At 42.7% G+C, this 13912-nt stretch carries 9 protein-coding genes; 8 read left to right on the forward strand and 1 reads right to left on the reverse strand.

Translation table 11 applies throughout. From position 1 onward, the window contains the following. Positions 1-135 precede the first annotated feature (135 nt). Positions 136-534: a hypothetical protein gene (locus tag HW45_RS02595; RefSeq protein ID WP_038224491.1), complete on the forward strand. Its 399-nt coding sequence runs from the start codon at positions 136-138 to the stop codon at positions 532-534. A gap of 90 nt (positions 535-624) precedes the next feature. Further along, entirely contained in the window at positions 625-1074 is a 450-nt protein-coding gene (locus HW45_RS28190; RefSeq protein WP_051867681.1) for a hypothetical protein, read from the forward strand. A gap of 147 nt (positions 1075-1221) precedes the next feature. Here HW45_RS28190 and HW45_RS28195 read toward each other — a convergent pair whose 3' ends face one another. Next, positions 1222-1938, reverse strand: a complete 717-nt coding sequence (locus tag HW45_RS28195; protein WP_200874560.1) for a Rha family transcriptional regulator — start codon at positions 1936-1938, stop codon at positions 1222-1224. A gap of 156 nt (positions 1939-2094) precedes the next feature. Between HW45_RS28195 and HW45_RS02610 the strand changes: the two genes are divergently transcribed. From HW45_RS02610 to HW45_RS28200, 6 genes are read left to right on the forward strand one after another with little or no spacing between them, the layout of a single operon-like run. Further along, a complete protein-coding gene (locus HW45_RS02610) occupies positions 2095-2508 on the forward strand; it encodes a hypothetical protein (RefSeq protein WP_038224492.1) in 414 nt (137 codons plus the stop codon). Between the two features lie 3 nt (positions 2509-2511). Continuing rightward, positions 2512-3171: a hypothetical protein gene (locus tag HW45_RS02615; RefSeq protein ID WP_051867686.1), complete on the forward strand. Its 660-nt coding sequence runs from the start codon at positions 2512-2514 to the stop codon at positions 3169-3171. A 2-nt stretch (positions 3172-3173) separates the two neighbouring features. Continuing rightward, positions 3174-3656, forward strand: coding sequence for a hypothetical protein (locus HW45_RS02620; protein ID WP_051867688.1), 483 nt, complete (start codon positions 3174-3176; stop codon positions 3654-3656). Between the two features lie 3 nt (positions 3657-3659). After that, positions 3660-3920 (forward strand): glycine zipper domain-containing protein, encoded by a 261-nt coding sequence (locus HW45_RS29680; protein WP_038224494.1) that lies wholly within the window; start codon positions 3660-3662, stop codon positions 3918-3920. A gap of 9 nt (positions 3921-3929) precedes the next feature. Then, the gene (locus tag HW45_RS02630) at positions 3930-5456 is read left to right on the forward strand and encodes a hypothetical protein (RefSeq protein ID WP_038224496.1); all 1527 of its coding nucleotides are present in this window, start codon (positions 3930-3932) and stop codon (positions 5454-5456) included. Further along, positions 5453-13438: a PLxRFG domain-containing protein gene (locus HW45_RS28200; RefSeq protein WP_051867689.1), complete on the forward strand. Its 7986-nt coding sequence runs from the start codon at positions 5453-5455 to the stop codon at positions 13436-13438. Before HW45_RS02630 ends, HW45_RS28200 begins: the two co-directional genes overlap by 4 nt. Positions 13439-13912: the final 474 nt, after the last annotated feature.

A 13912-nucleotide genomic window follows, 5' to 3' on the forward strand; every position in this document is an offset into this window, starting at 1 on the left:
TGTGTTTTTTACATTAGGCGTACTTTTATTGCTTGTCAACGAAATATTTCATATATTTACGTCTGCTCATGACGCATTGTGTCATGGTTATTTGTGGATGTAAATAAAAAAACACGAACGTGAATTGATGTGAATATGGAAGATAAAACAGACAATCTCATTGAGGTTGATTTTAATGAAAATGAAGTCATCTTATCTAAAGGCAACAAAGAGCTAGAGCAACTTGCTGGTGAGTGCATTGAGCATAATTGGCGCAGATTTTGTTCACATTTGCTCATTAAGAAAGCTGCTACAATGATGGACATTGGGGTTGAGCCCGTCACCAAACAGGTCCTAAAGGGGATTATTGGTGTTGATGAGCATTGGTCTTATATTGATAGTGAGTATCGCTCAGATGAAGAGCCCCCATTGAGCGTTGTTCAATCTCAATTTGCCATTAGAAGCATCATATACAGCACGCATCAAAGCGATATCAATAGAGTGAATAGATTGATCACTGCTCAGCTTGAAGATGTATTTGAATTGGCGAGGTGACACAACAGGTCGTGAAGTGCTACAGTCGGTCATGCTTACTGATTCGGCATAATGAAATGTATATACACTGGACGAGATAAGGGGGAGGCAATGACAGATCAAAAAATATCACTTACGCCAGAGCAAATGATCGCCCTTGTTGGTCACGGTGTTACACATGACCAACTTGATGCCACGAGACGAGAATTGAGCGATCAAGTAGCATCTAATCGAACAGGGCTATCAGGTCAGATTGAAAAACTTGATGGGAAGGTTGACCGAGTTGATACAAGACTTTCAAGCCAGCTTGAAAAGCTTGATGAAAAAATTGACCGAGTAGATGTCAAGTTGTCAGATCAGATTGAAAAACTTGACGAGAAAATTGATCGAGTAGATTCAAGATTGTCGAATCAGATTGAAAAACTTGATGAAAAAGTTGATCGGGTAGATCTAAAAATCGACAACCTTAAAAGCTGGATGATTGGTGCAATGTTTACAATTATTCTTGGTGGAGGAAGTGCTTTGTGGTTTATCATTTCCAAACTATCGAACCTAGGTTGATGGCAAAAGTGTCTACTAACAAATCAGGGATAAACAGGTCTATTAAAGCAATTCAAGTCGCTATAGGTATCACAATTGCCATCTGGATAGTTGGAGGGCTTGCCTTAAATGAATTGCTTTTGGATATATCGACAAGCCTACAAGCCATCAAAGGTAATGTTCTTTGAATTTGTTTATCACATCTACGTGATATGTATTTACAGAGCCGTAACGTTGGTCGTTGACTTTCTTGATTTCTCTTTCCATTAACATGCTTATCTTTTTGAGCACTCTCCATGACTGAACGTTATCCTTCTCTTCTGTGTCAACCCGGTCAGGTATTCCAGCAGCTATAAGGCTCATGTATTCACCTTCATCTTGAAGTTTGTTTTCAAGGGATTTTATCTTCTTAGTGGCGGCCCCAAGCTTACCCATTGCTGAAGCTGTCTTTTTGTTGTTGATATGTGACTTTGTTTTAATGGCGCTATCACGTTCAAGGCAAAGCTGTTCTTTTTCTTCTTCCATAGCCACAAGAGCAAGCAATGCCTCCTTGTATGTCGAGGGAAGTTGAGGTTGGTTTAATGACTCAAGCTCATGCCAACGTCGAATTACTTTCATTCTAGCCTTGGCGGAGTAGCCAGTGAGTAAGCATTCGGTGTGTTCGCGGTCTAGGTGGTATTCAATTTGCTGGCGGTTAGAGATGTCAAGATAGATGTATCCAAACTTGGATGCATCTTCTTCTAGCTCCGAAAGCATCTTTTCAATATCTCTCTTTACATGAAAATGCTTTTTGCCTGTAATATCAGAGATCTCACGGCTAGACATTTTATGTTCTAGTGAAGTAGTGCTTGCAGTGTGCAGATGAAATGATGTAGGATTTGTCATACGAAACGCCTCGTAGTATTTGGTTTGTTGGAATCCTCAAAATACTACGAGGCGTTTTTCTTTGTCAATAACAAAAACATTATCATGTTAATATGTGCGAAATGGTGATCTGTTTATTCTCGATGATCATAGGCAAGTAGATGACAAGGTATGCTGATGGACAGGGTGAAACTCGTTCCTTTCGCAGGAAAATACGAAGCTGAAGTACTAAAACAGGCGAAAATTATCGCAGCTAGGGACAATCTCTCAACCTTAATTACCACGATTACCGACTCATTTCACAATGAAACAGCCTTTCTCTTTTGGTGTAATGATGGATTTTTCATCTTAGAACCAATCACATACAAACAATACAACGCTGTCAATGTTCTATTAGCATACTCAAACTCCATACATGGAGTGTTACGCTATCACTCCGCCGTAGAGGAGCTTGCTCAAAGAATAAACTCTAGTTTCATTGTGGGTTATACTGCTCATGAACGAGTTTTGAAAATATACGAAAGGGTTGGTTTTGTTGTCGATGGTAAAGATGGTAACGGGCTACATTTTTTCGTCAAAGATTTGAGGTGACTTATGTCAAAGGGTGGAGATAACGAAGTTAAAGAAACCGCTTATCAAAAGGAGTTAGCTAAAACCGCTGCTAAGGAGTGGAACAGGTATCAGGATAAATTTGTTCCTCTAGAGAATGAATACATTGCAGATGCACACAAGATGGGTGGTCAAGCTGTTTATGATCGTACAGCGCAAGACACCAACACCGCATACAACGCTGCATTCTCAAATGCTGGTGAACAAACCGACAAACATCTAGCCGCTTCTGGTGTTGATCCAACCTCAGGGAAACGCACCGCAGCACAAGATAGCCTCATTAATTCCCGCCTTGAAAAAGAAAACCAATCAGTATCCCAAGCTGATCAAGACGCTACTAATCGATACACCAATAGTCTGAGTAATGTTGTTGCAATGGGGCGAGGGCAGCAAACTCAGGCAGTTAATTCACTTCAAGATGTAGCGAGATCATCAGGACAGAAAGCACAGAACGAAGCAATTAACAAAGCGAATGAGATTAGCGTTCCCGGTGCGGTAGTTGGGGCTGGTGCGTCAATTGCAGCTAATAATCCGGATTGGTTCAAAAAGCAAAATTCTCTATCTGATTACCAAGGGATGAAGAGCGGTTCAACAAGTGGCTTTTCTCCAATGGGTGGAGCTTCTAGCTATGGAATGAAGGAGTAGGCATGAATCTTAGTTCACGAAATCAAGAAGGCTTTTCCGCAACCACAGGACCTTCATATAAACCACCTCAAAACAACTATCAGGTTAACTATTCAGGTGGTGATCATGCTTACGCAGACACTATGGCTGCATTGACAAAACAACAGTACAGCGATTGGTTAAATCGATTTGCTCCAACTGAAGATCGGCTGATGGAGCTAGCAACTAGCAATGAACTGTTTGATGCCCAAAAGGAACGTAACGAGACCAATGCGGCATTAAATTTGCGACAGGCCGAGACTAGTGCAGCTAACTCTGGCGCTAAGTATGGACTAGGTGATCGAAGAACGGATCAGCAAAAAAACAACCTTGAGCTAACAAATGCTTTAAGCCTAGCGTCAATGAATAACGAAGGTCGTCAAGCAATCGGTGACCTTCAGCGCCAGATAATTAGTGGTGCGTCATCAGGGGCAAAACAGAAAATAAACGAAGTCGGGGGGAGGTAAATAATGGCGTGGTCATTAATGCAGGTAGGGCAGCAAAGTAAGCGTAACGCAATGAATTCTCTGGCTGACCTAAGCCGACAGGAACAACAGCGTGAAAACACAAATGAGCAATTAGAAAACCAACACAAACAAAACATAGCTGGTGGTGTGGGTGCTGGTGCTTCTCTTGGCGCAACAATTGGATCGGTAGTGCCTGGTGTTGGAACTGTGATAGGTGCTGGTATTGGTGCGGTTGTTGGTGGTTTGGCTGGGGCTTATTTTTAAGGATTGGTTATGGCAAATGTAATAGGTAGTTTTCGTCAAGGGTTCCAAGCGACAAATGATGTATTTGATCGAGCGAATGATATCGAAGACCGTAAGACACTGAGAGACCGTCAAGATACAGCATGGAATCAAAGACAAGAAGATCGAGCTCTAAGACTAGAAGACCGTAAAGATAACATCGAGCGCCGGAATACTCTGCGTGATCGTGAAGACACTGCATGGAATCAGGGACAAGAGGATAGAGCGCGAACCATTGAGCAAGGAAATAAGTTATTTGAGCAGAATAGTGTATTGAACAAAATCAATATACGAAATGCAAAATACAAAGAGGCGACCAAGCTCTATCAAGACTCATTAGAAACCGCATTAGGTACTGGTGATATGTCGGTACTGTTCTCTCCTGAGTTTATAAAGCTAGGGGAAGATTTTAAAAGTTTTGATTTGGGTAATAAGTTTACGCCTGAGGCAATGCATACAGCTGGATTGGCGACAAACATGCTAAACGGCCTTGCAAATGGCCAGCCTCCACCTCACAACTCGAAAGATGTCATCGCGGTACAGAAACTGGTATTTCCTGAGACATATTCCGGTTATGGAGTGCCTGAAAAAACGAAGGAAGGGAAGACAATTACGTCGATAGAACCTGCTGGGCTAGACGTTTCTCCAGATGGTCGCGGACTTGTAGCACTAGTCAAGGTTACGGATGAAGATGGTAAGTCCTATACCGCTCCAGTTACCGAAGGCCGCACTACCGATGACAATGACCATGTAAAGGTAATCCCGTTTGAAAATGCGGTTGCGAAGCTTAACTCTATCGTTGAATTACAGCGAAATGAGCAGTTTGCAACGTTACGCAACGTCTATAAGGTGAAATTTGGAAAGGGTAAATCAGACAACAAAACTGCTAATGAAAATCGTAGTGAGCTATTTAAAGAATCGAATAGGATTAGTGCCGTATTTGAGAAGCAAAGGGAGGAGGCTAGAAAAGATGCGCAGTTAAGTCAAGATTCTGAAGCATTGCAACAGCGTTTAAATCAAATTGACCTACAAGAGAAACAAGCGCAAGCGCAACTTGAATTGCGCTATCAAAATTTGTATGACTCGCCTCAATCAGCTACCCACGATCTAAAAGAGAACAACGATCACGTCAAACAAGCATTGGGTTTATACAAAGATATCTATCCAAATGTTCAATGGGATCCGGAGACGGAGCAAGACATTAAAGATGCAATTCAGCGCGGCTGGCCGCAGGAGAAGATTCAGCGATTTATCGATAGTCTTATCAGTTCCAATAAGGTCAAAACTAAAGCATTGTCGTCAACAATGAATACCACCGACAGGAATATCAATCCAGCGCTTACGGAAGGACTGACAGCCACTCAAATCATGCAAAACCAAAGAAACGCTGAGAATAACGAGTATAACTTTCCTTCATCTGAGCGCTATCAACAGCAACAAGATATTTCAAAAGAACAACTACCACAGCCTAGCAATGTAGATGAAATTGCTAGACAAGAGGAGATTTGGGGTCGATGAGCAGATTAGATGATTTTGAAAACTTTGAAAAAGAGCGCAACACTAATCTATTCCAAGACACTGTTGATGCTTTTCAAGCTGGTGCAGCCCGTTCTATGGGTGGTATGGCAAGTTTCGTCGGTTTAGATAGTGCCGCCGAAAAGATGAACGAAATAGCTAACGCTCAATACCGCACGATGACACCAGAGTCACAGGTTGCAATGGGTAAACGCCTTATCAATGATGATCTTTCATTGGGTGAAGGTTTTACCGATGGAAGAACGTGGTTGTTAAACGTGGCGCAAATTGTCGGTGATATGGCTCCAACCATTTTACCGGGTGGTGCAGTTGGTAAAGGAGTTTCATTAGCTGGTAATGCAATGAAAGCTGGAGCTAGTGTTGCAAAAGTGGCTGGTGCGGCAAATATGGGAACATTGGTCGCTACAAACTTATCAAGTGCTGGTGGTCAGGCTGGACTTGCTGCGCGTGACGACATAATGAACTTGAGCTATGAGGACTTGGCTGACTCTCCGATCTTCCAAAAACTAGCTGTCAGTTACCACAAGCAAGGTATGAGCCAAGAGGATGCACTAAGCAAAGCCCAACAAGACATAGCCGATGAAGTTAAAAACCGAATCACTTACGACCCAACAATGATGGTTATTAACGGTACGTTAGGTGCTCTTGGTGATAAAGCAATGACCAAAGTAGTATCGGGGAAGCTAGGTCGAACTATTAAAGGTGCCATTGGTAAAGCAATTGTTGCTGAAGGTGGTACAGAGGCCGCTCAAGGTGCCGCGCAGCGTTACACTCAAAACGCTGAAGCAAATAAAGCAGCTGGTGGTGAAATATATGACCCGACACAAGGTGTAGCTCAAGAGGCAATTGAGGGCGGTATTCTTGGTGCTGTAGTCGGTGGCGGCGGCGGTGCTGTTGGTGGTGCTGTTGGTAATGTTCGCCGTCGTTCTTTTGAGAAAAATGTTGAAGGAATTATTACACCTCAAGCTATTACTGATGCAAAAGCTAAAGGACTTACTGACGGTGAGATAAGAAAGAGCTTTGAAAACTTAATTACCAACGCTGCATTGGAACGTGGGTTTGAAGTTGATGAAGCAGAGACGATGGCGAAAAACGCTGTTATGTCAGCATTTGGTGAAGGCCCAACGGCAGAGCAACGCGCATCAATGGAAGACGCACAAGAGCAATCTTCTCAATCTGAAGACCGTCAGCGTCCTGAAGGCGCTGAACGACGTGATCAGATGGTTGCAGAGCAAAGAGCTAGCCGAGAAGAACCGAAACTAGAAGTTGGAGAGCCAAACCCGCGCGATTTTGGCTTAAAAGCTGAAGATGCAGAACTGTTAATTGATCCACCAGCAGAATTGTTTGATAGCAATGGTAATTTTGCCAAAGGTGCACCTAAGGAGCTTAAGCAACGTTATCAGGTTGCCATGAATCGCAGAGGCGCTCAAGATTACGTTCAGGCTGTTACGGACTATCGCTATAACAACCGCAAGCCATATCAAGAAGAGCTTGAGTTAGCGCAAGTTCCAACACAACAAAGTGAACAAACACAAGAGTCCAAACCTACTGACGCGGAAGAAACAGATTTCAATCGTGGTATTGAGCCTTATATGGGTGATGATGCTGTGAAGGAGCAATACAAGATTCCTCTTGATCATGAGCCTACAGATGCCGCTAGACGGATACGCGAAGATTCAGGAACAGCTTTGCGTGATGAACTCTATTACCAGCAAGGTAATGAATATGCCAACCAGGATGCCCCTGACATTCGTCGTGAACGAGAAATGATCGCGCCGACTGAGGCCGCTCAAAGAGTTCGATCTCAACTACCAGAGTTCGAGGCTGAAGCACAACGCCGACAACAAGCTGAAGAATCGCAGTTAACAGCAGAGCAAGAAGCGGAAACTCAAAGAGAGCGTGATCTTAACAGAGGATTCGAGGCTCAACAGTCATTTAATAAAGAAGGCCAAAAGGCGACTAATCAAGCTAAACAATCTCAAGTTGAACCAACTAGACAGATTGAGCAATCCACTGTTTACCAGCCAAGGCAGCAAACCCGTGAACAAGTGCGTTATGAAGAACCAGCGCCGACAGCTGAAGAACTCATTGAACGCAATCGTGGTAAACGAGGTGGCGTTCTTAAAGGTAATCTTGGTGAGTCTATGCCAGCCAAGAGAAATAAGCGCCAAGTTAAGAAGGCTAAGAGCAAACTAAAGGCCGCACAACAAACTATCTATGATCGCATTACCAAATCTGATCCGCTTGCGACTAATGAAGTTGAGCAAGATTTTGCTGCTACTACTGGTTACACACCTAACAGCGCAATGATGGAAGCATTTGAAGTGCTTAAGCCAACGAAGAAAGAACCAACGCCTGAAGAAGTTGAACAACGTGTCGATGAGTTGGAAGATTCTGGAACGGTTGAAAAAGCTGACGCTGATGCTATTCGATTGCAAGCACGTCGTGATTTTATCAATGAATACGAGTTGCCAGATGGCGCACCTGTTTGGATGCAGAAAGACCAAGACAACATCGATAAATTGAAAGACGCTCAAGTGAATAAGCTTTATGAGGCTATAAGTAATCCTAACACTAAGGAGAATGTGCCAGTAAAGCAGGATGAAGAAGCTAATTCAATAAAGCAGCAAGATGCAGCCGAGAAGCAAACAGCCAATGAAGCAGCCAAAGAAACTAACACCAACCCAACCGAGGCACAAAAAGAAGCTGGAAACTATAAGAAAGGCAGTTTTGATTTTCACGGATTGACTGTGGCCATCGAAAACCCAAAAGGTTCAGAAAGAAGCGGTACAAATTCGGATGGTGAGTCATGGTCTGTAACCATGAAAAATCATTACGGTTATATCAAACGTACAGAGGGTGCGGATGGTGATGCGGTTGATGTGTTTGTTGGGCCTAATGAGGCTAGTAAAATTGCTTATATCATTGATCAAGTGGATCCCAAAACAGGACTGTTTGATGAGCATAAAGTTATGCTTGGTTTTACTAAAATTAAGGACGCGAAAAAAGCCTATTTAGAAAACTATACGGAAGGCTGGAAAGGCTTCGGTGAAATGTCGGTTGTTAAGCTTGATGACTTCAAAAAGTGGCTTAATGATGGTGACTTGTCTAAGCCATATTCAAACAATTTGCCAGAGCCAACACCACCAAAAGGCACGAAGAAACCTGTTGGCATTTCTAAGAGTGAGATTACAAGTGAGTCGCTTGATACTAGCAAGCTTAAGGTGAGTGAACCTGATGATAGGTCAGAACTACAGGCTAGTAAGGTCAAAATCTCAAAAGTGGCAGAAGCAAAGGCGGGTGGTAACAAAAAAACTGAACTAATTACAAATCATCTAAAAATCAAAGGCGTTAGTGATTCCATAATGGTTGGCATTCCAGACGGTGATCTTAAGTCGGCAATCACAAATAAAGCGGGGAAAATAAAAGAGAGCGATAACTTTCTCCGCCTAAGAAAGCCAGAGCAGTTTGAGTCAATAGTAATGATGCCGCCAAGAAATCTCGAGGAAAAATACCTTTCTCACGGAGTTAAACTGATTAAGCCGGGCGGAAGAGTCATTGCTGTGGCTAGTGATTTTATTGGTGACTCCAGTAGGAGCGCAAGTGTAAATCTAAGAGAGTATTTTGATGCTGTCGGTGCTAAGGAGATTAAAAACGATGATGGAACGAAAACGGTAATAATTAACAAGCCAGAAGACGTAGCTAGCCTTCCTATCCCTGATGATATTCGTTTTAGCCAGTCCTCCATTGTCAATAAAGCAAAGGGTTTTAAAGAGAGGCTCAAAACGCTATTGACGTCGAAAAATGAGAATTTTGCGATTATTGTTAGCGACACACCTAACGTTCTACAGCATTTGGGTATGAAAGCGAAAGAGCTTTACATCTCTAAGCGGGTAATAAACAAGGCTACTGTAGACAAGCATGAAGTGCCAATGAGCATTCTTGAAAATTTACCTGAGTTGATATCTGATCCAGTGGCAGTATTTAAACCTAAAGACAAAAACCTAGCAGAGCGGGGTGGTAAAAATGTCATTATCGAAGGAAAAGATATTGAAGGCCGTCCTATATTAGTTGCGATACATGCTGATGCTAATCTAGGTAGAGTTAAGGATATTCATGCGATTAAGTCAGTACATGGTAAGAAACCAGAATCGCTGAATTATTGGATTGAAGATGGCTCACTGGAATACATAAAAAGCAAAGCTCCCGAGTGGCTTGATCGACCCGGGCTCCCATTGCCCGGCACATCAAGCAGCTCCCGTATACGAGAGAACACTCAAGAGCCTAAACTGTCTACTAGGCAGCTTGGGCATGATAGCCACCAATTGGCATACAATCCAAGAAAGCTACTAATAAGCAGCACCGCTAGCGACAATTTAATTGTAGGTGATCGTGATCTGAAAAGCAATGATAAGACACGACCTGCACAGTTAGGTGCTTCTTTAGTCGAAAATGAAGCTCAAAAGTGGCTTGATGGATATCAGGGCTTAAAAGCAGCAAATATTCAGGTGGTTGAGAAACAATCGGACCTATCACAGTGGGTAAAAACGGATCCTGAAGCGACTGTTAAAGGTGTTTGGTTGTCAGGTGATAACCGCGTTGTGCTGGTGGCTGAAAACCTAAGCTCGATGGCTGACGTTCGTAAGACGTTGCGCCATGAGCTTATTGCCCACAACGGTTTGTATGGGAATTTAAGCAGCGCTGAACGCGATGCATTAACTAACAAAGTGATGAAGCTACGTGGTAACGCCAAGCTTAAATCAATCTTTAATGAGGTGGACAATTCCTACAAGAATGCACCCGATGATGTGAAAGCAGAAGAGGTGATTGCGCGAATAGCAGAAAGTGAGAGCGGTAAACTTCGTCAGCTAGTGGATCGTGTTATGGCTATGGTTATGGGAGCTCTACGCCGTTCTGGTGTGTTGTCTCAAGAGAAAGTGACCATTTCAGAAGTTAGAAACATGATCAACGGTGTCGACAGATATTTACGTCGCAATGACGGTACATTGAGCTTACCTAATGCCGTTAGGTTTTCTCAGCGAGTCGATAAAGTACAAGGACTAGATCAGGAATACAGCGCAGTCATTGATGGTGCGCGTGATAACTTCTTAAATAAGATACTTAGCAAGACACTCGACAAGAGCAGAGTTATTGACGCCATGAAAGGCTTTGGCTGGAGCTTACTAACCATGCGTCAAACTGAAAAAGTAGCGAGAAAGAAAGTTAGTAAAGAGTTTGCATCGCACATAAATAACTACATGGATGCTGTAAACCAAATGCTTGCTGATGAAGGTCGAGCAACACAAAACATCATAGGTCAATATGAGAATATCAAGAAATGGAGTAAGAAAAACCCTGAGCTTGCGGATCGTACATTTACCTTTATGCATGATCTAACGTTAGATAATGTGAATCCATTAGAAGAATACGTGGATATGACTCCAGAGCTCAAACAAGCCAAAGCTTCACTAGAGGCACAAAAAAAGAGTCGTAGTGGTGAGGCGAAAGCAAGGCTTCTTAAGGAAGTGGGGGAAATAGACCAACAAATAAAAAATGAACCTCGTCGTGAAAAAATCCATGAACGCCGCCGAAAAGAATTTCTAGCTTTGCCTAAAGGTGCCCAGGATATCATTGGTCAGATTTCAGACCACTACATCAAGCAACGCGAAGAAATGACCCAAGCATTATTGGATAAGGCCGAATCATTGAAAATTGACGGAGGCAAAAAAGGCAAAGCCATGATGCTTAAAATCAGACTTGATAATGAAATTGCCAAGAAGGGTTTTTATGTGCCTTTGGCACGCTTTGGTGACTACTTTGTCGATGGTACTAATGAGAATGGCGAACGAGTGTTCACCATGTTTCAGACCGAAAACGAAATGAAACGCGCCCTTGCTCGATTGCATGCGGCGGGATTTGAGGCAACTCATGGTCGCCGTACAGATCACCAAGCGGGTATAGACACCATTTCTTCATCGTTCGTAACCCAAATGACCCATGAACTAGATACTACGGTTATGTCAGAAAAAGCACGTGCTGAGTTAAAAGACCGCGTGTATCAACTCTATCTCGATACGTTGCCGTCTCGCTCTATCCGTAGGCAGTTTATTCATCGCAAAGGTGTGAAAGGCTTTTCAAATGATGCATTACAAGCTTTGGCTGACCAGGGGGCTAGGCAGGCAAAACAGCTGGCTAAGTTAAAACATGAAGATGCTATGGTAGAAAGCTTAGCAGCGCTTAAAAAGGAGCATGAGGATTTAAAAAATCGCCCTCAAGATTCGGAAGATCGAGTGGCAGCAAGTCGTATTGTGGAAGCTATGGGCAAACGCCACGAATGGGTAATGAATCCTCAGCGTGCAGCATGGGCCAGTAAGATGACTGGTTTTGGCTTCTTTATGCTAATTGGTGCCTCACCAGCTTCAGCGCTGTTAAACATTACTCAGAATGTGCAGGTAGCGTTACCAGTAATTGGTTCTAAATATGGTGTGCTAAACACCAGTAGAGAGATGACAAGGCTAACTGGCAACTTCTTTACCAACTTTGTAAAGGCTAACAAAAATGAAGAGTCTCGCCGCAAATATGGGATCTTGGGTTCGACCATTCTCAAAGGTGATGAACGAAAAGCAATGGAGGAGGCTATTGCTATGGGGGTTATCGATACAACCCAAACTCATGACCTTATCGGTTTAGCAGAAAACCCAACTGATGAAATTACCGGGCGATGGGCTACAACTATGCGTTATGTTGGCTGGATGTTTCATCATGCAGAGGTGTTAAACCGTGAAGTTACTTTCATGACGGCCTATCGAATGGCTAAGAACGCTGGTGAAAGCCACAATGATGCTAAGAAATATGCGGTTGACGCCACTTGGGAGTCCCATTTTGACTATGGCTCATTAAATCGTGCGGCATTTATGCAGAAAGACGTACCTTCTGTAGCTCTTCAATTTAAGCAGTACAGTCAAAACATGACGTTTTTTCTGGTACACAACTTCTTACAGGCATTTGCGGTGAAGGTTCCAAAGACGGATATTTGGTTCAGCACAGTGAGTAAGAATACAACTGCTGCTGAACGCTCTATGGCGCGTAAGCAGTTAATGGGAACAATGGCTGCTACATTCTTGATCGGCGGTTTGGGTGCTATGCCAATGGCGACATTGGCTGCTATAGCGAACATGGCTCATTCTATTGTTGGTGATGATGACGATCCGTGGGATGCAGAAACTGAGCTCAAAGGGGCTTTGGCTGATATGTTTGGTGAAGATCTTGCTGACGGGATGTATTACGGATTGGGCACAATGGTAGGACTACCTAATGTTTCTAGCCGTATTGAGATTGATCCAAAGTCCCTGTGGTTTAGGGATTCATATAGCCTAGAGGCGCAAGGGTCATACAAAGAACAAATGTTCAACTTGCTAGGCCCGGTAGCAGGCATCGGTGGGTCATTCGCTAGAGGATTGGATTATGTCTTCCGTGACAACAAGTATTGGGAAGGTTTTGAATCGTTTTCCCCTAAATGGGTGAGGGATGTTTCAAAGACAGCTCGATACTTAAGTGAAGGTAGTGCAATTACCAATAGACAGGGTGATGTTGTTGTAGCTGATCTTTCTCCACTTGAGTACGCAGAACAGTTATTAGGTTTTACACCTAGTAGACAGCTGGTTCAGGGTGCTAAGAACCGAGCGTATAAGGATTATGAACGTCAAATAATGGATAGACGCAAGCTTCTAATGAACTCTATGTGGCAAACCTACCGTACCAACGATGTCGAAGGTATGAAAAATGTATGGAAACGTATCGATAAATTCAATAAGAGCGATTGGGGTCGTTTGAACCCTATAACGCAAAAAACTGTAAATCAATCAATGAGAATAAGAGCTAGAGGGCAATCAAAAGCTAAGAATGGCATACGAATAAATGATAAGTATATTTCTCAATTAAACGCTATGTATGCCGCAAATTAAGAAAAACCGTGATCTCGTAGAAAATTATATGTAATGGTGTGTAAGTTGATAAATCTATAAATTATGATGATTTGTGATTAATATGGGGCTCTAGAGCGTTCGCTCTAGGCTCCAAATACAACAATAAACTACACAATAATCTTATACGGAAATGGCTACTAATATGAACGATTTACAAAACAGGCTGGAGGTGGTTTCAACACTGATGGAATCTCCTAACCCAATTCCCGATAACGTGCGGCTATTCATTTGCGAAACCGTGAATGAAGCCAAAGCTAGATTGGAACACTTGGAACAAGAAGATACTACAGCGATATGAATAAGCCCCCTTATGGGGGCTTTTTAGTTTTGTAGCAAAAAATTATGTGTATATAAGTGTGTATATGAGGTGTTTTTGATTGTTGCTGTATGTTGATTAACGTTATGAATTTTAAAGAATAATTCTAAATTCTATTTTTAATTATGTAGTTACTG

Origin of the sequence: Vibrio sp. ER1A, from assembly GCF_000733315.1 — a bacterium.
GTDB lineage: Bacteria > Pseudomonadota > Gammaproteobacteria > Enterobacterales > Vibrionaceae > Vibrio > Vibrio mediterranei.